This is a genomic window from Kitasatospora sp. NPDC127116, from assembly GCF_042677365.1.
Lineage (GTDB): Bacteria > Actinomycetota > Actinomycetes > Streptomycetales > Streptomycetaceae > Kitasatospora > Kitasatospora lactacystinica.
The window spans coordinates 11,899-35,054 of record NZ_JBHXTL010000014.1 but is presented as its reverse complement, the minus strand read 5'-3'; the positions used below and the strand labels follow the sequence as shown (position 1 = coordinate 35,054).

Genomic DNA, 23,156 nt, shown 5'->3' with positions numbered 1-23,156 from the left:
CCCGCACCGCACGAGGGGCGGGCCCGCATCCGGGCCCGCCCCTCGACAACACCCGTCCCGGTCAGCAAGATGTGACGCCACACCATCCGCCACATCCACCCCGGGGAGCACGCCGATGCGCCGCCGCCTCCAGCACCACGGGACGGCCCTGCTCGCCGGTCTCACCGTCCTCACCCTCTCGCTGGCCCTCTGCTCCTGCACCTCCGGTCAGGACGCCGCCGAGGCCCCGACGGCCGCCCTCGCGTCGCCCAAGCTCACCTCGGTCGACATCAACCCGCACGACCGGGCCCAGCTGCGCCAGGGCGGCACCCTGAACCTGGCGATCGCCCAGTTCTCCCGCCAGTGGTCGCCGATCCACACCGACGGCAGCGAGTCCTCGACCGTCATGGTCAGCAAGCCGCTGCTGCCGACCTTCTTCCGCTCGGACGCGGCCGGCACCCAGACCCCCAACCCGGCCTATCTGCAGGAGGCGCACGCCGAGCTCAGGGACGGCCGGCAGGTGGTCACCTGGACGCTCAACCCGAAGGCGCACTGGTCCGACGGCACCCCGATCACCTGGCGCGACATCGAGGCCAACTGGCGTGCGCTGAACGGGAAGGACCCGGCCTACAAGTCCTCCAGCAGCACCGGCTTCGAGCTGGTCTCCGCGGTGGAGCGCGGCAAGGACGACTTCCAGGCGGTGATGACCTTCGACCACCCGTTCTCCGAGTGGCAGTCGATGTTCAACAGCGCCGGCAACGCCCCGCTGCTGCCCGCCGGCCGGATCTCCACGCCGGAGCTGTTCAACTCCTCCTACCTGGACGCTTTCCCGGTCACCGCCGGCCCGTTCAAGGTCGAGCAGCTGGACCGCGCCGCCCAGACCGTCACCCTGGTCGCCGACCCCTCCTGGTGGGGCGACAAGCCGGTGCTGGACCGGATCGTCTTCCACGCGATGCTGCCCGACGCGATGCCCGCCGCCTTCGCCAAGGGACAGCTCGACCTCGTCAACATCGGCCCGGACGTGGCCGGCTACCAGGTCGTCAGGAACACCAAGGGCGCCGCGGTGCGCCGGGCCGGCGGACCGGACTTCCGCCAGCTCACCCTGAACGCCCGCACCCCCGCGCTCGGCGACGCGACCGTGCGCCAGGCCGTCTTCCAGGCGATCAACCGGGACGTGGTGATCCGCTCCGACCTCAGCGGCCTGGACTGGCCCGCCGTCCCGCTCAACAACCACCTGCTGGTCACCAACCAGAACGGCTACCGCGACAACTCCCTGGGCCTGGCCCGCTACGACCCCGCCGAGGCGGCCCGCAAGCTGGACGCGGCCGGGTGGAAGCTGGACGGCGACGTGCGGAGGAAGGACGGCCGCGAGCTGAACCTGCGGATGGTCGTCCCGGCCGGCGTCAACCCGGCCCAGGCCGAGGCCGCCAACGCCACCAGAATGCTCAAGGACGTCGGCATCAAGGTCACCACCGTGACCGCCCCCGCCAACGAGTTCTTCGACAAGTACGTCAACCGCAACGACTTCGACATCGCCGCCTACTCGCTGATCGGCACCCCCTTCCCGGCCAGCGGCAACCGCGCCAACTTCGTCCAGAGCGGCGGCACCAACCACGTCGGGGCGGGCAGCCCGGCGGTGGACGCCGCGCTCGACCGGGCGGCGGCCGCGGGCGACGCCGCCACCGCCACCGAGGCGATCAACCAGGCCGACGGGGAGCTCTGGAAGGTGGCCGGCGTCCTGCCGCTCTACCAGCGCCCGCAGCTGTACGGGGCCCGCGCCGACCTCGCCAACATCGGCGCGCAGGGCCTGTCCGACATCGTCTGGGAGAACGTCGGCTTCGCGAAGTAGCCGCCGGCCGGGCCGGGCGCGGCCTCAGCCGTGCAGCGTCTCGCGCCAGTAGTGGCAGGCGCTGCGGCGGCCCGCCAGCTCCGTCCCGTGCTCGCCGGTCACCGGTGTCAGCGCGGGGAGTTCGGTCCGGCAGCGGTCCTGGGCGCGCGGGCAGCGGGGGTTGAAGGCGCAGCCCTCCGGGGGGCTCAGCAGGCTCGGCGGCAGGCCCTTGATGGCGTGCAGGTTCCGGCCCTTCTGGTCGAGCCGGGGGATGGAGTCCAGCAGTCCCCGGGTGTACGGGTGCGCGGGCCGGGCGTACAGCTCGTGCACCGGGGCGGTCTCGACGATCCGGCCCGCGTACATCACCGCGATCTTGTCCGCGACGTCCGCGACCACGCCCAGGTCGTGGGTGATCAGGATCAGGCCCATGTTGTACTCGGCCTGCAGCTCGGCCAGCAGGTCCATCACCTGCGCCTGCACCGTCACGTCCAGCGCGGTGGTCGGCTCGTCCGCGATGATCAGGTCCGGCTCCAGGGCCAGCGCCATCGCGATCATGATGCGCTGGCGCATGCCGCCGGAGAACTGGTGCGGATAGTCGTTCACCCGCTGCTCGGCGGCCGGGATGCGCACCCGGTCCATCAGCTCCACGGCCCGGTCCCGGGCCTCCTTGCGGGAGACCCCCCGGTGCGCCCGGAACATCTCCCCCAGCTGGTAGCCGACACTGAGCACCGGGTTCAGCGCCGAGAGCGCGTCCTGGAAGATCATCGCGATGTGCCCGCCCCGGACGGACCGCCGGGCGTTGGCACCCATGGTCAGCAGGTCCTCGCCGCGGAACAGGATCCGCCCCGCGGTGATCCGCCCCGGCGGCATGTCCAGGATGCCCATGATCGCCTGCGCCGTCACCGACTTGCCCGAGCCGGACTCCCCCAGCACCGCCAGCGTCTCCCCCGCCGCGACGGAGTAGCTCACCCCGTTCACGGCCTTGGCGACGCCGTCCCGGGTACGGAACTCCACGTGCAGGTCGTCGACCTCCAGCAGCGGCGTCCCGGGTTCCGCGCTCCCCCGACCGCCGCCGATCAGCTCCACCGCGTCCATCAGAGCAGCCTCCCCGGCGCCGCGGCACCCACCGCTGGGCGCAGAGCAACTATCAAGGAAGGGACCGCACTTGGCGAGCCCGCGGCAGATCTCTTTTCCGTCACGGGAAAGGGCGCGTCCCCGCCGGCGGGGACGCGCCCTGGTCGTCGACCGGTCTCAGCCGGCGCCCTTCCCGGCCTCCCTCTCCGCCGCGAAGTGACACGCCGAGTCGTGCCGCGCCGCGCCGTCCAGCCAGGACGGCGCGGCCAGCAGCGGCTCCTCGACCTCGCACCGCTGCTGCGCCTTCCAGCAGCGGGTGCGGAAGCGGCAGCCGGACGGCGGGTTGGCCGGCGAGGGCACGTCGCCGGTGAGCACGATCCGGTCCCGGACCTCCCGCGCCCTCGGGTCCGGCACCGGCACCGCGGAGAGCAGCGCCTGGGTGTAGGGGTGGGTGGCGTGGTCGTAGATCTCCGCGTCGCTGCCGATCTCGACCATCTTCCCCAGGTACATCACGCCGACGCGGTCGGAGATGTGCCGGACGATGGAGAGGTCGTGCGCGATGAACATGTACGACAGGTTGAACTCGCCCTGCAGCTGCTCCAGCAGGTTGATCACCTGCGCCTGGACGGACACGTCCAGCGCCGAGACCGGCTCGTCGCAGATGATGACCTCCGGCTTGAGCGCCAGCCCCCGGGCGATGCCGATGCGCTGGCGCTGACCGCCGGAGAACTGGTGCGGATAGCGGTTGATGTACTCGGGGTTGAGCCCGACCACGTCCAGCAGGTCCTGGACGGCCTTGCGGCGGTCGCCCTTGGGCGCCACCTCGGGGTGGATCTCGAACGGCTCGCCGATGATGTCGCCGACCGTCATGCGCGGGTTGAGCGAGGTGTACGGGTCCTGGAACACCATCTGGATGTTCCGGCGGACGGCCTTCAGCCCGGCCCCGGAGAGCCGGGAGATCTCCTCCCCCTTGTAGCGGACCGATCCCGAGGTGGCCGGTTCCAGGTTCATCAGCACCTTGGCCAGCGTGGACTTGCCACAGCCGGACTCGCCGACGATCCCGAGCGTCTCGCCCTGCATCAGGTCGAAGGTGACCCCGTCGACCGCCTTCACCGCGCCGACCTGCTTCTTGAACAGGACGCCCTTGGTGAGCGGGAAGTGCTTGACCAGGTCCCGGACTTCGAGGATCGGCCGACCGCGCGGCACCTCCTGCTCGAAGGCGACCTCCTCCGGCATCGCCGCGCCCAGCGCGCTGGACCCGTTAACGGTCATGGAGGGTCTCCTTCCAGAAGAAGCAGGCACTGCCGCGCCCCTCCAGCGGCGTCCCGTCCTCCTCGGTGACCGGGAACAGCTCCGGCACCTCGGTCCGGCAGCGGTCCTGGGCACGCGGGCAGCGGGGGTTGAAGGCGCAGCCCTCGGGGATGCGCAGGAGGTTGGGCGGCAGGCCCTTGATCGCGTAGAGCTCCTGGCCCTTCTGGTCGAGCCGGGGGATGGAGTCCAGCAGTCCCCGGGTGTACGGGTGCGCGGGCCGGGCGTACAGCTCGTGCACCGGGGCGGTCTCCACGATCCGGCCCGCGTACATCACCGCGATCTTGTCCGCGACGTCCGCGACCACGCCCAGGTCGTGGGTGATCAGGATCAGGCCCATGTTGTACTCGGCCTGCAGCTCGGCCAGCAGGTCCATCACCTGGGCCTGCACGGTCACGTCCAGCGCGGTGGTCGGCTCGTCCGCGATGATCAGGTCCGGCTCCAGGGCCAGCGCCATCGCGATCATGATGCGCTGGCGCATGCCGCCGGAGAACTGGTGCGGATAGTCGTTCACCCGCTGCTTGGCGGCCGGGATGCGCACCCGGTCCATCAGCTCCACGGCCCGGTCCCGGGCCTCCTTGCGGGAGACCTTCCGGTGCGCCCGGAACATCTCCCCGAGCTGGTAGCCGACGCTGAGCACCGGGTTCAGCGCCGAGAGCGCGTCCTGGAAGATCATCGCGATCTTCTGGCCGCGGATCCGCCGCCGCTCCTCCTTGCTCATCCTGAGCATGTCCTGGCCCCGGTAGAGGATCTCGCCGCGCGGGATCCTGGCCGGCGGCATGTCCAGGATGCCCATGACCGCCTGCGCCGTCACCGACTTGCCCGAGCCGGACTCCCCCAGCACCGCCAGCGTCTCCCCCGCCGCGACGGAGTAGTTGACGCCGTTCACGGCCCTGGCGACGCCGTCCCGGGTGACGAACTCGACGTGCAGGTCCCGCACGTCGAGCAGCGGCCCCTGGTACGGCGCCTCCTGCACGCGCCCGGTGGTGTCCACCGCTGTACTCACGATGCGCTCCCTCGCTCAGCGAAGCTTCGGGTCGAGGGCGTCGCGGACCGCGTCGCCCATCATGATGAAGGCCAGCACGGTGATGGAGAGCGCCGCGGCCGGGAAGAACATCACGTACGGCGCGGTCCGGATCACCTTCTGGGCGGAGGAGATGTCGATGCCCCAGGAGATGGTCGGCTCCTGAAGACCGATGCCGAGGAAGCTCAGCGTCGCCTCGGTCGCGATGTAGCCGCCGAGCGCGATGGTCGCCACCACGATCACCGGCGCGACCGCGTTCGGCAGGATGTGCCGGAGCATCAGCCGTCCGGTCCCGGCCCCGAGGGCCCGGCCCGCCGTCACGAAGTCGGACTGTTTGACGGTCAGCACCGCGCCGCGCATGACGCGGGCGATCTGGGTCCAGCCGAGGACGGCCAGGGCGACCACCACGGTCCACACCGTGCGGACGGTGAACGCGTTCAGCAGCACCAGGGCGCCGAGCAGCAGCGGGATGCCGAAGAAGATGTCGACGATCCGGGACACCACCGCGTCGACGACCCCGCCGTAGTACCCGGCGACCATGCCGGTCAGCCCGCCGAGCAGGGTGACCGCGGCGGTCACGAAGATGCCGACGGTGATCGAGGCCCGGGCGCCGTAGACCACCCGGGCGTAGATGGACCGGCCCTGGGCGTCGTAGCCGAACCAGCCGGCGCCGAAGAAGTCCGTCCAGTCCGGCCGCCGGAGGTAGTCGTGCACCAGGTCGGCCCGGCGCGGGTTGGCGTCGGTGAAGGCCCAGGGGAAGATCGCGACGAGCACCAGCAGCACGATCAGCACGACCGAGAGCAGGAAGATCGGCCGCCGGCGCAGGTCCCGCCAGGCGTCGCCCCAGAGGCTGCGGGCCTCCTCCCGCTTCTCCACGTCGGATTCGACCAGGGTCTCCTGCTCCACCGCCATGCCCTGCTCCCCCGCGTAGTCGAGACGGGAGACACCAGGTTTGGGATGTGGTTCGTAGGAGTCCTCGTCGTGGATGTCAGACATAGCGGATCCTCGGGTCCAGGACCGCGTAGAGCAGGTCGACGAGCAGGCTGGCGACCAGGTAGATGATCACCAGGACGGTCACGATGCCGACCACGGTCGGGCCTTCCTTCTGGTTGATCGCCCGGTACAGGACGTTGCCGATGCCCTGCACGTTGAAGATGCCCTCGGTGACGATCGCCCCGCCCATCAGCGCGCCGAGGTCGGTGCCGAGGAAGGTGACCACCGGGATGAGCGAGTTGCGCAGCAGGTGGCGGGAGATGATGGTCCGCCGGGGCAGGCCCTTGGCGGTCGCGGTCCGGATGTAGTCGGCCCGCAGGTTCTCGCCGATGGAGGTCCGGGTGAGCCGGGCGACGTACGCGAGCGAGAGCGAGCCGAGGACGACCGCCGGCAGGATCAGCTGGGAGAGGTCGTAGCTGTCCTGCACCGTCGGCGTGACCCAGCCCAGGTTGGTGGCGAACACGGTCTGCGCGATGTAGGCCAGCACGAAGACCGGGATCGAGATCACCACCAGGGTCAGGACGAGCACCAGGGTGTCCGCGATGCTGCCGCGCTTCAGCCCGGAGAGCACGCCGAAGGCGAGGCCCACGATCATCTCGAAGAGAAAGGCCATCAGCGCCAGCCGGATGGTGACCGGGAAGGCGTCCGCCATGATGTCGGAGACCGGGCGGCCGGTGAAGCTGGTTCCGAAGTCCCCCTGGAAGAGGTTCCCCATGTAGTGCAGGTACTGCTTCCAGAGCGGCTGGTCCAGGTAGTACGTGTGCTTGATGCTCGCGACCACCGACGGGTCCGCGGCCTTCTCGCCGAACAGCGCGACCACCGGGTCGCCCGGCAGCGTGTAGACCATCACGAAGATCAGCAGCGTGGTGCCGAAGAACACCGGGATCATCTGCAGCACCCGCCGCAGCACGTAACTGCCCATCCGAGCCTCCTTCCTGTGTGGCCGACCGGGCCGGGCCGGTCGGCCGGGAGACCGCGCCCCGCCATCCGTGCGGGGAGGGCGGGGCCGGTGCGCGGGGATCAGGGCCGGGGATCAGGGCCGGGGATCAGGGCCCGGGGATCAGCCCTTGACCTCGACCTGCGTCCAGGCCGGGTTGCCGAAGGAGTCGAACTTCACGTTCTGCACCTTGGTCGAGTAGCCCGAGTTGGTGCGGTAGTACCAGAGCGGGACGGCCGGCATGCCGCTCTGCAGCACCGCCTCGGCCTGCTGGTAGCCGGTCACCGTGTCGGCGACGCTGGCGGCCTCGTCGGCCTGGGTCGCCGCCTGGTCGAACTGCGGGCTGCTGTACCCGGTGTCGTTGGACGCGGCACCGGTGCGGTACACGTCGGCCAGGAAGTTGGCGTTCAGCGGGTAGTCCTGCACCCAGCCGGTGCGGAAGGCGCCGTTGAGCTGGTGCGCGGTGATGGCCTGGCGGGCGGTCTTGAAGTCGGGCTTCGGGTCGCCGAGGCAGTCGACGCCGGTGTTCTGCCGGATCGAGTTGCAGACCGCGTCGACCCACTCCTTGTGGCCGCCGTCCGCGTTGTAGGTGATCAGCACCTTGTTGCCGGGGACGCCGCCGCCCTGCTGGATCAGCTGCTTGGCCTTGGCGGGGTCGAAGTTGCAGAAGTCCCCGCAGGTGCCGGCCTTGTAGCCCTCGACGCCCTCCGCCACCCAGGCGCTGGCCGGCGCGCGGGAGCCCTGCAGCACCGTCTTGGTGATGGTCGCGCGGTCGATCGCCATCGACAGGCCCTGGCGCACCTGGGCCTTCTCCGGGGCGGCCCAGTCGGCCTGGTAGAGGGTGAAGCCGATGTTCTGGATGGCGCCCTGCGGCGCGTCCACCGCGCGGTCGCCGAGGTCGCTCTTGTACGTGGCCAGCGCGGACGGCGGCACCTGGTCCATCACGTCCAGGTTGTTGGACTGGAGGTCGGCGTAGGCGGCCTCGGAGGTGGTGTACATCTTGAAGACGACGCCGCCGTTCTTCGGCTTGTCCACGCCCTGGTAGTCCGGGAAGCTCTTGGTGACCACCTGGCTGTTGTGCGCCCAGCTGACGAACTGGTACGGGCCGTTGCCCACCGGCTTCTGCCCGTACCCGGCCGGGTCCTTGAAGAAGCCCTCGGGCAGCGGCGAGAAGGCGATGTAGCCGAGCTTGTACTCGAAGTACGAGACCTTGTGGTTCAGCTTGACGGTGAAGTGCAGGTCGTCGGTGACGGTCAGTCCGGACATCTTGTCCGAGGTCGGCTGGCCGGAGGCCGGGTGGACGTCCTGGTAGCCCTCGATGTCGGAGAACCAGGAGCTGTTGATCTGGTTGTTGGCGGGGTTGGCGCCCCAGTTCCAGGCGTCGACGAAGTTCTGGGCGTGCACCGGGGTGCCGTCGTGGAACTTCCAGCCGTCCTTCAGGGTGACGGTGAAGGTCAGCGAGTCACTGGTGTCGATCGTGTCGGCGACCTGCATCCGGATCTTGGCGGTGGCGGGGTCGTAGTCGACCAGCCCCTTGAAGAGGTTCTGGATGATGCGACCACCGCCGACCTCGTTCGCGTTGGCGGGCTGCAACGGGTTCTGCGGCTCGTTGCTCTGGTAGCTGAAGGTCTTGCTCGCGTCCGACGAGCCGCTGCCTCCTCCGCCGTTGCTGCTGCTGCACCCGGTGGCCACCAGGACCACGGACGTCGCGACGGCGAGGACCCAACGAGCACGGGCGGCTTCGGGCATGGAGGTCCCTCCTCAGGGTGTGTGTCGCATCACACCCCATGAGAAGCGCGCCCCGGCGACGGCGCGAGTCAGGTGCACCCGGACGGGTGCCGTGACCCAGGGCCGAGTTGACGCGGCGCCGGATCGCCGCAGCACCGGATCCACGCGGCGCCGGATCCACAGAATGCCGGAAGGGCCCGCGGCGCGAACGCCACGGGCCCTTCCTGGGACCGACGGGGGAATCAGGCCGCGGCCTGCTCCCGGACCTCGGGGAAGTGGCAGGCCGACTCGTGCGCGGCCGGGCCCTTCAGCAGCGAGGGGACCGCGAGCAGCGGGACCTCCTCGGAGCACCGCTCCTCCGCCTTCCAGCAGCGGGTGCGGAAGCGGCAGCCGGACGGCGGGTTGGCCGGCGAGGGGATGTCCCCGCTGAGCACGATCCGGTCGCGGGTCTCGCGCGCCGCCGGGTCCGGCACCGGCACCGCGGAGAGCAGCGCCTGGGTGTACGGGTGGGTGGCGTTCTCGTAGATCTCCTCGTCCGAGCCGATCTCGACCATCTTGCCCAGGTACATCACGCCGACGCGGTCGGAGATGTGCCGGACGATGGAGAGGTCGTGCGCGATGAACATGTAGGAGAGGCCGAACTCGCCCTGCAGCTGCTCCAGCAGGTTGATCACCTGCGCCTGGACGGACACGTCCAGCGCGGAGACCGGCTCGTCGCAGATGATGATCTCGGGCTTGAGCGCGAGGCCGCGGGCGATGCCGATGCGCTGGCGCTGGCCGCCGGAGAACTGGTGCGGGTACCGGTTGATGTACTCCGGGTTCAGACCCACGACGTCCAGCAGGTCCTGGACGGCCTTGCGGCGGTCGCCCTTGGGCGCCACCTCGGGGTGGATCTCGAACGGCTCGCCGATGATGTCGCCGACCGTCATGCGCGGGTTGAGCGAGGTGTACGGGTCCTGGAACACCATCTGGATGTTCCGGCGGACGGCCTTGAGGGCCGCCCCCTGGAGCGTGGAGATGTCCTCGCCCTTGAAGAGCACCTGGCCGGAGGTGGCCCGCTCCAGGTTCATCAGCACCTTGGCCAGCGTGGACTTGCCACAGCCGGACTCGCCGACGATCCCGAGCGTCTCGCCCTTCTTCAGCTCGAAGGAGATGCCGTCGACCGCCTTGACCGCGCCGACCTGCTTCTTCAAGAGGATGCCCTGGGTCAGCGGGTAGTGCTTGACCAGGTCCTTGACCTCCAGGATGTTCTCAGCCATGGAGGGTCTCCTTCCAGAGGTGGCACGCGCTGCGGCGGCCGGTGAGCTCCTTGCCGTCCTTGTCCGTCACGTGGTGCAGCGCCGGGGTCTCGGTGCGGCACAGGTCGGTGGCGACGTCGCAGCGGGGGTTGAACGCGCAGCCGGCCGGAACCTTGAGCAGGTTCGGGGGCAGGCCCTTGATCGCGTACAGCTCCTGGCCCTTCTGGTCCAGGCGCGGGATGGAGCGGAGCAGGCCCTTGGTGTACGGGTGCGCGGGGTTCGCGTACAGGTCGTGCACCGGGGCGGTCTCCACGATCCGGCCCGCGTACATCACCGCGATCTTGTCCGCGACGTCCGCGACCACGCCCAGGTCGTGGGTGATCAGGATCAGGCCCATGTTGTACTCGGCCTGCAGCTCGGCCAGCAGGTCCATCACCTGCGCCTGCACCGTCACGTCCAGCGCGGTGGTCGGCTCGTCCGCGATGATCAGGTCCGGCTCCAGGGCCAGCGCCATCGCGATCATGATGCGCTGGCGCATGCCGCCGGAGAACTGGTGCGGATAGTCGTTCACCCGCTGGCGGGCGGCCGGGATGCGCACCCGGTCCATCAGCTCGATGGCCTTCTCCTTCGCCTCCTTCTTGGAGGCGCCCTGGTGCACGCGGAACATCTCGCCGAGCTGGTAGCCGACGCTGAGCACCGGGTTCAGCGCGGAGAGCGCGTCCTGGAAGATCATCGCGATCTTCCGGCCGCGGATCCGGCGCCGCTCCTCGCCGCTCATCGTGAGCATGTCCTGGCCGCGGTACAGGATCTGGCCCTGGGTCACCTTGCCCGGGGGCATGTCCAGGATGCCCATGATGGTCTGCGCCGTCACGGACTTGCCGGAGCCGGACTCGCCGAGCACGGCGAGGGTCTCGCCGGCCGCGACGGAGTAGTTGACGCCGTTCACTGCCTTGGCCACGCCGTCCCGGGTGTGGAACTCCACGTGGAGGTCCTTCACCTCCAGGAGAGGAGTGCCGACTTCGAGCCGGTCATTCTTCTGGTTGTTCTCGATCACGGTGGTCATCGGGTCGTCACCTCTTCTCTCAGCGGAGCTTCGGGTCGAGGGCGTCGCGCACCGCGTCGCCGAGCATGATGAACGCCAGCACGGTAAGGCTCAGCATTCCGGCGGGGAAGAACAGGGCGAACGGAGCCGTACGGATCACCTTCTGGGCCGAGCTGATGTCGATGCCCCAGGAGATGGTCGGGTCCTGGAGACCGATGCCGAGGAAGCTCAGCGTCGCCTCGGTGGCGATGTAGCCGCCGAGCGCGATGGTGGCGACGACGATCACCGGGGCGATCGCGTTCGGCAGGATGTGCTTGAACATGATCCGGCCGGTGCCGGCGCCGAGCGCCTTGGCCGCCGTCACGAAGTCGGCCTGCTTGACCGTGATCACCGAGCCGCGCATGACACGGGTCATCTGGGTCCAGCCCAGGGCGACCAGCGCGAAGACCACGCTCCAGACGGTGCGCGAGGTGAAGGCGTTCAGGACCACCAGCGAGCCGAGCAGCAGCGGGATGCCGAAGAAGATGTCGGTGATGCGGGAGATGATCGTGTCGACCCAGCCGCCGAAGTAGCCGGCCACCATGCCGGCGAGGCCGCCGAGGATGGTCACGCCCAGGGTGACGCAGATGCCGACCACGACCGAGGCGCGGGCGCCATAGATGATGCGGGCGTAGATGCTGCGGCCCTGGAGGTCGTAGCCGAACCAGTCCGCCTGGAAGAAGTGGCTGTAGTTCGGCTTCGACAGGTAGTGGTTGCGCAGGTCGCCGGCCCGCGGGTCCACCGAGGTGAACAGCCCGGGGGCGATGGCGATGACGATCAGCAGCAGGATCAGCAGCGCGGAGATCACGAAGATCGGCTTGCGACGCAGGTCGTGCCAGGCGTCCGAGCCGAGGCTGCGGGCCTTCTCCTGCTTCGGCGCCGGGGCGTCCGCCGCGCGCTGGGCCGGGATGTCCCCGGCGGTCTTCTTCTCGGTCAGGTCAGGCATAACGGATCCTCGGGTCCAGGACCGCGTAAAGCAGGTCGACGATCAGGCCGGCGGCCAGGTAGACGATCACGAGGAAGGCCACGAAGCCGGAGACGGTCGCGCCCTCCTTCATGTTGATCGCTTGGTAGAGCGCGTGGCCCACGCCCTGGACGTTGAAGATGCCTTCGGTCACGATCGCGCCGCCCATCAGGGCGCCGAGGTCGGTGCCGAGGAAGGTGACCACCGGGATCATCGAGTTGCGGAGCAGGTGGGTGCCGATCACCTTGCGCCGCGGCAGGCCCTTGGCCACCGCGGTGCGCACGTAGTCGGCCTTGATGTTCTCGGCTATGGAAGTACGGGTGAGGCGCGCGACGAAGGCCAGCGAGAGCGAGCCGAGCACCACGGCCGGCAGCACCAGCTGGGTGATGTCGTTGCTGTCCTGGACGGTCGGGGTGACCCACTTCAGGTTCTGCCCGAAGACCGTCTGGAAGATGAAGCCCAGCACCGGGACCGGGATCGAGATCAGCAGCAGGGTGAGGACCAGGGCTCCCCGGTCGAACAGCTTGCCGCGGCGCAGACCGGAGTACAGGCCGATGCCGATGCCCAGCACGATCTCGATCACGAACGCGAACAGCGCCAGCCGGACCGTGACCGGCAGTGCCTCGCTGATCTTGTCGATGACCGGGCGCTGGTCCAGACCGGTGCCGAAGTCACCGGTGAGCAGCTTGCCCATGTAGTCGAAGTACTGCTGGATCAGCGGCTTGTCGAAGCCCTGCTGGTGCTTGAGAGCGGCGAGCTGCACCGGGTCCGGTGCCTTGTCGCCCCACAGTGCTGCCACCGGGTCACCAGGCAGCAAGTGCACCATGAAAAAGATGAGTGCGGTCGTTCCGAGGAACACCGGGATCATCTGGAGCAGTCGCCTTGCGACAAAGCGCCCCATCGTGCCTCCATGTATGGCCCTGCCGAGCCCGTCAACTCGGCAAGAGAAAAGTCGGCGTGCCAACGGCCGGTGCCAGTCCTCGCCCTTGTGGGGATGGACGGGCACCGGCCGTTGTCACCGGGTCAGGCGGTGCCGACCGATTACTTCTTCTTCTTGACCTCGACGTCGGTGTAGACCGGGTCGCCGAAGGAGTTGAACTTCACGTTCTGGACGTTCTTGGAGTAGCCGGAGCTGGTCTTGTAGTACCAGAGCGGGATGGCCGGCATGTCCTTGGCCAGAACGGCCTCGGCCTGCTGGTAGAGCTCGGCGGTCTTCTCGACCGTGGTGGCGGCGTCCGCCTCCTTCGACAGCTTGTCGAACTCGGGGCTCGAGTAGCCACCGTCGTTGGCCGCGGCACCGGTGCCGTAGACGTCGCGCAGGAAGTTCGCGTTCAGCGGGTAGTCCTGCACCCAGCCGGTCCGCATCATGCTCTGGACCTGCTTGTTGGTGATGATGTCGCGCGAGGTCTTGAAGTCCGGCTTCGGGTCACCGAGGCACTCGACGCCGGTCGCCTGGCGGATCGAGTTGCAGACCGCGTCCACCCACTCCTTGTGGCCACCGTCGGAGTTGTACTGGATGAGGACCTTGCCGCCGGGGACGCCGCCGCCCTCGGTGATCAGCTGCTTGGCCTTCTCCGGGTTGTACTTGCAGGCGTCGCCGCAGGTGCCGGCCTTGTAGCCCATGACGCCGGGCGCCACGAACGAGTCGGCGGGCAGGCGGTTGCCGTTCAGCACGGTCTTGGTGATCGTCTCGCGGTCGATCGCCATCGAGAGGCCCTGACGGACCTTCTCCTTGCCCGCCTCGCTCCAGCCGCCCTGGTACAGCGCGAAGCCGATGTTCTGGATGGCGCCCTGCGGCTGGTCGACCGCGCGCTTGCCCAGGTCGTCCTTGTACTTCGGCAGGTCGGTCGGGTCGACCTGGTCCAGCACGTCCAGCGTGTCGGACATCAGGTCCTTGTACGCGGCCTCGCCGGCGGTGTAGTTGCGGAAGACGACACCGCCGTTCTTCGGCTTGTCGATGCCCGTGTACTTGTCGAACGCGGCCAGGGTGATGGCCTTGTTGTGCTCCCACGAGACGAACTTGTAGGGGCCGTTGCCGACCGGCTTCTGGCCGTAGCCGGCCGGGTCGGCGAAGAAGCCCTCGGGCAGCGGGAAGAAGGCCGAGTAGCCGAGCTTGTACGTGAAGTACGAGACCGGGCTGGTCAGTTCGATCGTGAAGTGGGTGTCGTCGACGATCTTCAGACCGGACATCTCGGTGGCGGTCGGGTCACCCTTCTCCGGGTGCACGGCGTCGTAGCCGACGATGTCCGAGAACCAGTCCGAGTTGATCTGGTTGTTCTTCGGGTTGGCCGACCAGTTCCAGGAGCTGACGAAGGACTTGGCGGTGACCGGGGTGCCGTCGTGGAAGGTCCAGCCGGACTTCAGCGTGACGGTGTAGTTCTTGGCGTCCGTGGTCTCGATCTTGTCGGCCACCTGGTTGCGCAGGGCACCGGTCGCGGGGTCGTAGTCGACGAGGCCCTTGAAGAGCTGCTTGACGATACGGCCGCCCTGGTTCTCCATGGCGTTCGCCGGCTGGAGCGGGCGCTGCGGCTCCGCGCTCTGGTAGCTGAAGCTGGCCCCGGGGTCGACCGCAGCGCTGTCGGAGCTACCCCCGGAGGAGTCGCTGCTGCTGCACGCAGTCGCAGCGAGGGCGACAGCAACAGCTGCGACAACCCACTTGGCCTGGCTCGCACCGCGCATCGGTGTGCCTCCTGAATTCGACGTTGCAACGAGGAGGGCACTGCGGAACGGTGATCACCGGGCCCGCTGTGCCGTCCGCGCTCGTGGTTTCGGCGCGCACCCCTGCGCGTTCACCCTTGACCCGAGCCTGACTGCACCCACTATCCGTCACGCACGGACACGAAAGTGACCAGTGACGATCTCAATTAGGTCACATGAACAGTCGGTAAGTTTCGAAAACCGGACATTTGAGACATAGCCAGACAGGCACCAAACGGACAGTCGTCACGGATGACGAACTGTCACGTCCGCTCAGCGGACACTCGGCGGTGATGAGCGCTATTCCGTGAATAGCGGCCCCGACAACTTGGAGTAGTTGAAAAAGTTCGCCCCCCTCTCCATGGGAAAGGGGGGCGAATCATTCCGGCCAATGGCCGTTCAGTGCGTCCGGATCACGCCTTCTTGGCGCGCGAGGCAGTGCGTCCGCGGTCCTTCTGGTCAAGGACGACCTTACGGATGCGAACCGTCTCCGGGGTCACCTCGATGCACTCGTCCTCGCGGCAGAACTCCAGCGACTGCTCCAGCGAGAGCTTGCGCGGCGGGACGATCGACTCGGCCACGTCGGCGTTCGCCGAGCGCATGTTGGTGAGCTTCTTCTCCTTGGTGATGTTCACGTCCATGTCGTCGGCACGCGAGTTCTCACCGACGATCATGCCCTCGTACACCTCGGTGCCCGGCTCGCAGAAGAGCACGCCGCGCTCCTGCAGGTTGGTCATCGCGAAGGCGGTGACCACGCCGGCCCGGTCGGCGACCAGCGAGCCGTTGTTGCGGGTGGTCAGGTTGCCGAACCACGGCTCGTGACCCTCGTGGATCGAGTGGGCGATGCCGGTGCCGCGGGTGTTGGTGAGGAACTCGGTGCGGAAGCCGATCAGGCCGCGGGACGGCACGACGAACTCCATCCGGACCCAGCCCGAACCGTGGTTGGACATGTTGTCCATCCGGCCCTTGCGGATGCCCATGAGCTGCGTGACCGCGCCCATGTGCTCCTCGGGCACGTCCACCGTGAGGCGCTCGACCGGCTCGTGGGTCTTGCCGTTGACCTCCTTGGTGACCACCTGCGGCTTGCCGACGGTCAGCTCGAAGCCCTCGCGACGCATGGTCTCGATCAGGATGGCCAGCGCCAGCTCACCGCGGCCCTGCACCTCCCAGGCGTCCGGACGCTCGGTGTCCAGGACGCGCAGCGAGACGTTACCGATCAGCTCGCGGTCCAGGCGGTCCTTCACCTGGCGGGCGGTGACCTTGCGGTCCACCTTGCCGGCGGCCTTGGCGTCCGCGCCCTTGCCGCTGCCACCACGGCCGACCAGCGGGGAGGTGTTGGTGCCGATGGTCATCGAGATGGCCGGCTCGTCCACCGTGATCAGCGGCAGCGCGATCGGGTTCTCCGGGTCGGCCAGGGTCTCGCCGATCATGATCTCGCCGATGCCGGCGACGGCGCAGATGTCACCGGGGCCCGCCACCTCGGCCGGCTTGCGGGTGAGCGCCTCGGTCATCAGCAGCTCGGAGATGCGGACGTTCTGGATCGAGCCGTCACGCTTGATCCAGGCCACGGTCTGGCCCTTGCGCAGCTCGCCCTGCTCGACGCGGAGCAGCGCGATGCGGCCGAGGAAGTTGTCGGCGTCCAGGTTGGTGACGTGGGCCTGGAGCGGCGCGGCCTCGTCGTAGCTGGGGGCCGGGACGTGCTCCAGCAGGGTGGAGAAGAACGGCTCCAGGCTGGTGCTGTCGGCCGGGACGGTGCCGTTCTCCGGCTTGGTCAGCGACGCGACGCCGTCACGGGCACAGGCGTAGACGATCGGGAACTCGATCTGGTCCTCGTCCGCGTCCAGGTCCAGGAACAGGTCGTAGGTCTCGTTGATGACCTCGTCGATCCGGGAGTCCGGACGGTCGGTCTTGTTGATGCAGAGGATGACGGGCAGGCGGGCCGTGAGCGCCTTGCGGAGCACGAAGCGGGTCTGCGGCAGCGGGCCTTCGGAGGCGTCGACCAGCAGGACGACCGCGTCCACCATCGACAGGCCGCGCTCGACCTCGCCACCGAAGTCGGCGTGGCCCGGGGTGTCGATGATGTTGATGGTGATCGGTGCGCCACCATCCTTGGGGTGGTACTTGACCGCGGTGTTCTTCGCGAGAATGGTGATGCCCTTCTCGCGCTCCAGGTCGTTGGAGTCCATCATCCGGTCATCGAGGTGCTGGTGGGCGGCGAAGGCGCCGGCCTGCTTGAGCATGGCGTCGACCAGCGTGGTCTTGCCGTGGTCGACGTGGGCGACGATGGCGACGTTACGGATGTCGTTGCGCGTGGGCATGCCTAGCGGATTCTCCCGGAATCGTGGGTTACGGCGCCCGGCCGCGAGACGCGCACTTGCGACCGCTTCGGTCGCCGCCACCCGTTCCGCCTGCTACTACCGGTCCACCCGCCGGGCATATCGACATGCCTCGGCTTCCTCCTATCGTACGGGGAAGCGCCCAGGTGAGCAGAAACGGGCAGGTCGCACGGGATCAAGATCACAGGTGGGTCACACACCCTTCACCCCGCGGCCCGCCTCCGACACTCTTCCGTTCGTGATCCAACACCTCCGGGCCTCGCTGCCCTGGCTGTTCCGTGCCGTCGGCGCCGTGCTCCTGTACCTGGCGGTCCTCCGCGACCTGCCGGGCCCGACCGCTCTCGGCTGCGTGATCGGCTTCCTGGTGGGCCAGGAGCCGCTGTCCGACCTCTGGTTCCTGCTCACCCACCGGCTCTGCGGCGGGTGGCTGTACAGCGCCTCGTACGGCAGGGGTCGGACCCTGTGGAGCGGCTCGGTCGCCGGAGTGCCCGTCGAACTGGGGCTGCGGCCGACGAGCGGATTCCTGTTCCCCTGGGGCCTGCTGCCGGTCCGCGCGCCCCGGCTGCGGCTGTGGCTCGTCTCGGTCGCACGGTTCGGAGTCCACGCGGGGCTCGGGGCCTGGCTGGCGGCCTCCGCCACGGAACTGCCCCGGGGCATCGGCCTCGGGCTGCTGTTCTCCCTCGCCATGACCGCGGTGACCTCCGCGACGAGCCCGGTCAACTCCCTCTGGGCCGTGTTCGTCATGCCCTTCCGGCCGGGATCCGTGACGATCGACGCCGAGTCGCCGAGCGCCGTCGAGGCCGAGCGGTTCCTGGTCCGGGGCCGGATCTCCGAGGCGCGCCGCGAGCTGGGCAAGGGCACGCCCATGGTCCTCACCGCTGCCGGGATCGCGCTGGCCGAGGGCCGGCACGAGGAGGCCGAGCGGCTCGCCGACGAGGCCTTCGAGCGGGGCCACACGCCCGCCGACTCGACCGTGGCCTTCCTCGCCGCCATGACCTTCGTGGGCCGCGTCGACGCCGGGGAGCACTCCCCCGCGCGGGCCGGAGCACTGCTGGAGCCGTATCTCGTCCGACTGGGCGTCCACGACCGGACGCTCGCCCGCGACTTCCTCCCGGCGGCCGAGCTCGCCCGGTTCCAGAACGATCCGCAGGCCGCCGTCCGCATGGCCCGCCGTCTGTCGAACAGGGTCGGCTCCCGCTTCCACCGGTCCCTGGCCTGCTGCTCCCTCGCCGCCGCCCTCATCGCGGCCGGGCGTCCGGAGGAGGCCCGCGAGGCGCTCGCCCGGGCCCGCCGGGAGTGCCCCGAACTGGCCCGGATCGCCGATGTCGAACGCATGCTGGAGCCGGTGGAGGCGGCCCGGTGAGTGTCCCGATCGTCCTGGTGCGCGGCACCCGGGAGCTCTAGTCGAGCAGGCCCACGTCCTGGAAGCGCGGCCACCCGTAGCCGTACGCGCCCGCGCCGGCCACCCCGGTCCGGACCCCGACCAGCTCCGGCCGCTGGTAGAGCGGCACCGAGTGGCCGAGCTGCCAGATCCGTACGTCCGCCTCCTGGAGCAGGCCCAGCCGGGCCGCCGGGTCCGGTTCGGCGGCCGCCCGGTCGAACAGCCGGTCGATCTCCTCGGAACCGCTGCGGCCGAAGTTGCCACCCGGCTCGGGCACGCCGTCCAGGTCCGGCCGGGGCTTGGCGTAGACGGAACGCTGTTCGACCGCCGGGCTGGGGCCGGCCGGCCAGGAGAGGAGCGCGAGGTCGTAGTCCCCGGCCGCCAGGTGCTCCCCGACGAAGGACTCGGCGGGCGCGGGCACCCGCTGCACCGCGATCCCGGACTCCCCGAGCTCTGCGATGAGCGCGTCGGCGGTGCGCTCGGCGGTCGCCGAACCGGCCGGGACGAGCAGCGAGAGGGCGAGCGGCTTGCCGCCCTTGGCCCGGGTGCCCCCGCCGGCGGGCCGCATCCAGCCCGCCTCGTCGAGCAGCAGGCCCGGGTCCGCCGGACCGGCCGCGTCGCTGTTGTCCCGGTAGCCCTGCTGGTCGCCCGCGAACAGGTGGCTGCCCAGCGGGGCGGCGGGCAGGCCGAGCGGGGTGAGCGCGGCGTCGGCGATCCGCCGCCGGTCGACGGCCCGGGTGAGGGCGCGGCGCACCAGCGGGTCGGTCAGCGGGCCGCGCGCCGCGTTCAGGGTGAGCTGGGTGAGCGAGGCCGCGGCGGCCCGGTGCACGGTGACGCCGGGCAGCGATTCGGCCCGCCGCAGCGCCAGTGCCGCGGCCTCGGGCGCGGCCGCGGGCGGCGGCGCGGCGGAGGCTGACGCGGAGGCGGAGGCGGAGGCGGAGGCGGAGGGCTCGGGAGGGGCGGCCGGCGCCGCCCGGTCCACCGCCGCGGTGAGCGGGGCGATGTCCAGCCGCTCCTGGTCCAGCGCGTCCAGCCGCTGCTCGGGCCGCACGGCGAGGAAGTCGATCCGGTCGGCCTTCGGCGGATCGCCCCACCAGAGCGGGCTGCGCACCACGGTGACCGTCCCGCCCTCGGCGTCGTACCGGGAGAGGGTGTACGGGCCGGCGCTCGGCCGGCCGCCGTCGGCCGGCGGCCGGGTGGAGGCGTCCGGGCCGGCCGTCTCGGCGGCCGGGTAGAGCGGGCCGAACAGTGCGCGCCACTCCGCGTACGGCCGCCGGAAGGTCACCCGCACCTCGTACGGGTCGGCGCCCTGGGCGACCGAGTCGATGGCGTCGTACCCGGCCGCCTTCCCGGTCCGGCGGGCCGGGTCCGGGCCGGACAGCGCGATCCGCTGGGCGTCGAGGTCGGCGGCCGAGATCGGGGTGCCGTCGCTCCAGACGGCGCGCGGGTTGAGCCGGTAGGTCACCACCTGCGGCTGCTCCCCGGGCGGGGTGGAGTCGAAGCCCGCCAGGTAGTCGGGGTCGGGGACGAGCCGGCCGTGCTCGTCCGGCCGGAACAGCGAGGGGTACAGCGCGTGGGCGAGCAGCGCCGAGTCGGCGGTCGCCGCGCCCTGGTAGACGTTCAGCGTGGCCGGGACGCCGTCCACCGCCCAGCGCAGCGTGCCGCCGTCCCGGACGGCGGTGCGGTCGGCGGGCCCGACGTCCCCGGTGGTGGCGGTGGGATCGGCCGGGGCGGGCACGGGGGCGGGGGCCCGGGGGCCGGGGTCGTCGGAGCAGCCGCCGAGAGCGGCGGAGAGCAGCAGCGCGGCGGCTGCGGCGGTGAGCTGGCGGACGCGCATGGCGGCCATCGAACGCCGCCGCGGCCGCCCTGCCCATGCCGACACGGCGGGCCGCCGGGCGACTGCACCCGTCCGGCCCACCGGTGCGGGCTGCTACAGGGCCAGCTCGAACCAGACGATCTTGCCCTTGGGCGTGCGCCGGCTGCCCCAGCGCTCGGCCAGCAGGCTGACCAGCTGCAGGCCGCGCCCGCCCTCGTCGGTCTCCTGCGCGCGCCGCTGCCGGGGCTGCGCGTAGCCGTCGTCCCAGACCTCGCAGACCAGGCTGCGCTCGCGCAGCAGCCGCAGCCGGATCTCGCCCCGCCCGTGCTTGAGCGCGTTGGTGACCAGCTCGCTGACCAGCAGCTCGGTGGTGTCGACCAGTTCCTCCAGCCCCCGGGCGAGCAGCCAGCTGCAGGCCAGCTCCCGGGCCTTGGCCACCGAGGTGGGCTCGGGCGGCAGGAACCAGTTGCCGACGGCGTCGTCGGGGAAGGCGTGCACCTTGGCCATCAGCAGGGCGATGTCGTCCTCGCCGTGGTGCGGGTTGAGCTCCCCGAGCACGTGGTCGCAGAGGTCCTCCAGCCCCTTGCCCTCGTCGGAGAGCGCGGAGCGGAAGGCCCGCAGGCCCTCGTCCAGCTGGTGCTTGCGGCTCTCCACCAGACCGTCGGTGTAGAGGCCGAAGACGGCGCCGTCCGGGAGGTCGATCTCGACCTCCTCGAAGGGCTCGCCGCCGACGCCGAGCGGCAGGCCGGGCGGTACGTCGAGCATCCGGGCGCCCTCGCCGGGGCTGAGCAGGACGGGCGGCAGGTGGCCGGCGTTGGCGATCCAGCAGCGCCGGCTGACGGCGTCGAAGACCGCGTAGACGCAGGTCGCCAGGTAGACCTCGCGGGCCTCCTCGTCGGCGGTCGAGGTGAGCCGGCCGTACGGGGTGGGCGGGCCGACCGGCACCGAGTCGTCGCCGAGGCCGCGGGCGATCTCGTCCAGGGCGGTGAGCACCTCGCCCGGCTCCAGGTCGAGCATGGCCAGGGTGCGGACGGCGGTGCGCAGTTGGCCCATGGCGACGGCGGCGCGCAGGCCGCGGCCCATCACGTCGCCGATGACCAGCGCGGTGCGGTTGCCGGGCAGCGGGATGACGTCGAACCAGTCGCCGCCGACCTCGGTGTTGTTGTTGCTGGGCAGGTAGCGGCAGGCGATCTCCAGGCCGCTGGCGGCCGGGTTGCCCGGGGGCAGCAGGCTGCGCTGGAGGATCAGCGCCCGCTCGTGCTCGCGCCGGTAGAGCCGGGCGTTGTCGATGCAGACGGCGGCGCGGGCGACGAGTTCCTCGGCGATCGCGACGTCGCGGGCGTCGAAGGGCTCGCTGCCGATCGCCCGGGAGAGCTGGACGAGGCCGAGCACCTGGTCGCGGGCGACCAGCGGGACGATCAGGGTGGAGCGCAGCAGCGGGTCGCGCCCGGGCTCGGGGACGACGCTGCGGCCGGTGCGCAGCGCCCGGGCGTGCGGGGAGCGGCGGGGGTAGCAGAGGGTGCCGCCGGCCTCGGCGATCGGCAGGCCGGTCACCGAGCCGAGCACCGAGGAGGCGCCGCCGACCACGCTGGACACGGCGACCCGGCGCAGTTCGCCGCTGCCGTCGGTGAGCACGGTGTCGCCGAGCCGGCCGGCGCTGGGCACGGTCTCGCCGGAGAGCAGCGCGGTGTAGAGGTCGACGGTGGCGAGGTCGCAGAACGGCGGGACGACGACGTCCAGCAGTTCCTTGGCGGTGGTCTCCAGGTCGAGCGTGGAGCCGATGTGCGCGCTGGCCTCGTTGAGCAGGGCCAGGTTGCGGCGCACGCCGTCGGCCTCGCGCTCGGCGACGTGCCGGCTGGTGACGTCGGAGACCTGCCCGGCGACGCCCATGGTCTGCCCGGCGGAACCGTTCAGGCGGTACAGCGAGACGGCCCAGAGCCGGTTGCCCTCGCGGGTCGGCACGGCACCGTGGAAGCGCAGGTCGAAGACGGGCTCGCCGGTGGCCAGGACCTTGCGCAGGGCGGCGGAGAGCCGGTCGGCCTCGGACGACGGGAAGAGGTCGTGCGGGGTGAGGCCCTCCAGGTCGGTGGGGACCAGGCCCATGCCGGAGGCGAAGGCGTCGTTGACCCGCTGCAGCCGCAGCCGGTCGTCGAACAGCACGAAGCCGGTGGGGGTCTGCCCGAAGACGGCCTCGGAGGCGGCCAGGTCGGTCTCGATCCGGCGCAGCCGTCCGAGGTCGACGGCCAGGCAGGTGGCGCCCGCGGTGGGCAGGGAGCTGTCGGGCATCAGGTAGAGCTCGGCGAGGCCCTCGCCGCCGTCGGCGTCCCGGTACGGGGTGGTGCCGACCCATTCCTCGCCCGCCAGGGTGCGCTCCAGCCGGGCCCGGCCGCGCTGCCAGAGCTCGCGGGGGACGAAGGTGGAGATCGGGTCGGCGCCGACGGCCTCGGCGGCCGGGACCCCGAAGAACTCGGCGGCGCGCTCGCTCCACTGGCTGATCCGCCCGTCGGGGCCGATCGCGAAGGTGGCGACCCGGATGTAGTCGTAGATCGAGCCGGGGTCGCCCGCGCCCCAGGGCCGGCCCTCGGCGACGGGGTGGTGGCCGCGGCCGGCGGGCGCGCCGTCCGGTACGGGCAGGTGCGAGGAGCCGGCCTGCCCGGGTACAGCGGCATGACCGCTGCTCCTCGGCGACACGCTCCGCGCCGGAGTGCTGTTCAACGGACCGACCCCTCCAACCCGCGACCGTCCGGATGTCGAGAAGACCGAGTATTCATC

General features: G+C 70.5%; 16 protein-coding genes. 2 read left to right on the top strand and 14 right to left on the bottom strand.

The features are described from left to right. Positions 1-115 precede the first annotated feature (115 nt). Positions 116-1,828, top strand: a complete 1,713-nt coding sequence (locus ACFVHV_RS08870; protein WP_380350103.1) for an ABC transporter family substrate-binding protein — start codon at positions 116-118, stop codon at positions 1,826-1,828. 24 nt (positions 1,829-1,852) lie between these two features. Here ACFVHV_RS08870 and ACFVHV_RS08865 read toward each other — a convergent pair whose 3' ends face one another. The 12 genes from ACFVHV_RS08865 to typA form a co-directional block, all read right to left on the bottom strand. Continuing rightward, a complete protein-coding gene (locus ACFVHV_RS08865; RefSeq protein ID WP_380350100.1) occupies positions 1,853-2,902 on the bottom strand; it encodes an ABC transporter ATP-binding protein in 1,050 nt (349 codons plus the stop codon). A gap of 156 nt (positions 2,903-3,058) precedes the next feature. After that, a complete protein-coding gene (locus ACFVHV_RS08860; protein ID WP_359899596.1) occupies positions 3,059-4,117 on the bottom strand; it encodes a dipeptide ABC transporter ATP-binding protein in 1,059 nt (352 codons plus the stop codon). Positions 4,118-4,142: 25 nt separating this feature from the next. Then, positions 4,143-5,195 carry an ABC transporter ATP-binding protein gene (locus ACFVHV_RS08855; RefSeq protein WP_359899571.1) on the bottom strand — a complete coding sequence of 351 codons (1,053 nt, stop codon included), beginning with the start codon at positions 5,193-5,195 and terminating at the stop codon, positions 4,143-4,145. A gap of 15 nt (positions 5,196-5,210) precedes the next feature. Further along, on the bottom strand, positions 5,211-6,125 hold the full coding sequence (locus ACFVHV_RS08850) for an ABC transporter permease (RefSeq protein WP_359899595.1): 915 nt from the start codon (positions 6,123-6,125) through the stop codon (positions 5,211-5,213). Positions 6,126-6,201: 76 nt separating this feature from the next. Next, the gene (locus ACFVHV_RS08845) at positions 6,202-7,128 is read right to left on the bottom strand and encodes an ABC transporter permease (RefSeq protein WP_359899569.1); all 927 of its coding nucleotides are present in this window, start codon (positions 7,126-7,128) and stop codon (positions 6,202-6,204) included. Positions 7,129-7,266: 138 nt separating this feature from the next. After that, entirely contained in the window at positions 7,267-8,892 is a 1,626-nt protein-coding gene (locus tag ACFVHV_RS08840) for an ABC transporter substrate-binding protein (protein ID WP_359899567.1), read from the bottom strand. Positions 8,893-9,113: 221 nt separating this feature from the next. Then, entirely contained in the window at positions 9,114-10,130 is a 1,017-nt protein-coding gene (locus ACFVHV_RS08835) for a dipeptide ABC transporter ATP-binding protein (RefSeq protein ID WP_359899565.1), read from the bottom strand. Continuing rightward, a complete protein-coding gene (locus tag ACFVHV_RS08830) occupies positions 10,123-11,172 on the bottom strand; it encodes an ABC transporter ATP-binding protein (protein ID WP_380350095.1) in 1,050 nt (349 codons plus the stop codon). Before ACFVHV_RS08830 ends, ACFVHV_RS08835 begins: the two co-directional genes overlap by 8 nt. 19 nt (positions 11,173-11,191) lie before the next feature. After that, complete coding sequence (locus ACFVHV_RS08825; RefSeq protein WP_359899562.1) at positions 11,192-12,136, bottom strand: ABC transporter permease; 945 nt, start codon at positions 12,134-12,136, stop codon at positions 11,192-11,194. Continuing rightward, on the bottom strand, positions 12,129-13,055 hold the full coding sequence (locus tag ACFVHV_RS08820; RefSeq protein WP_359899560.1) for an ABC transporter permease: 927 nt from the start codon (positions 13,053-13,055) through the stop codon (positions 12,129-12,131). Before ACFVHV_RS08820 ends, ACFVHV_RS08825 begins: the two co-directional genes overlap by 8 nt. Before the next feature lie 140 nt (positions 13,056-13,195). Then, positions 13,196-14,833, bottom strand: coding sequence for an ABC transporter substrate-binding protein (locus ACFVHV_RS08815; RefSeq protein ID WP_359899558.1), 1,638 nt, complete (start codon positions 14,831-14,833; stop codon positions 13,196-13,198). Positions 14,834-15,264: 431 nt separating this feature from the next. Next, positions 15,265-17,169: a translational GTPase TypA gene (gene typA, locus ACFVHV_RS08810; protein ID WP_359899557.1), complete on the bottom strand. Its 1,905-nt coding sequence runs from the start codon at positions 17,167-17,169 to the stop codon at positions 15,265-15,267. A 256-nt stretch (positions 17,170-17,425) separates the two neighbouring features. On the opposite strand from typA, the gene ACFVHV_RS08805 reads away from it, so the two are divergent. After that, complete coding sequence (locus ACFVHV_RS08805; protein WP_380350090.1) at positions 17,426-18,550, top strand: hypothetical protein; 1,125 nt, start codon at positions 17,426-17,428, stop codon at positions 18,548-18,550. A gap of 37 nt (positions 18,551-18,587) precedes the next feature. On the opposite strand, the gene ACFVHV_RS08800 is transcribed toward ACFVHV_RS08805, so the two are convergent. Both ACFVHV_RS08800 and ACFVHV_RS08795 read right to left on the bottom strand, forming a co-directional pair. Continuing rightward, complete coding sequence (locus tag ACFVHV_RS08800) at positions 18,588-20,405, bottom strand: ABC transporter family substrate-binding protein (RefSeq protein ID WP_380350088.1); 1,818 nt, start codon at positions 20,403-20,405, stop codon at positions 18,588-18,590. Positions 20,406-20,498: 93 nt separating this feature from the next. Next, the gene (locus tag ACFVHV_RS08795; RefSeq protein WP_380350085.1) at positions 20,499-23,099 is read right to left on the bottom strand and encodes a SpoIIE family protein phosphatase; all 2,601 of its coding nucleotides are present in this window, start codon (positions 23,097-23,099) and stop codon (positions 20,499-20,501) included. Positions 23,100-23,156 lie beyond the last annotated feature (57 nt).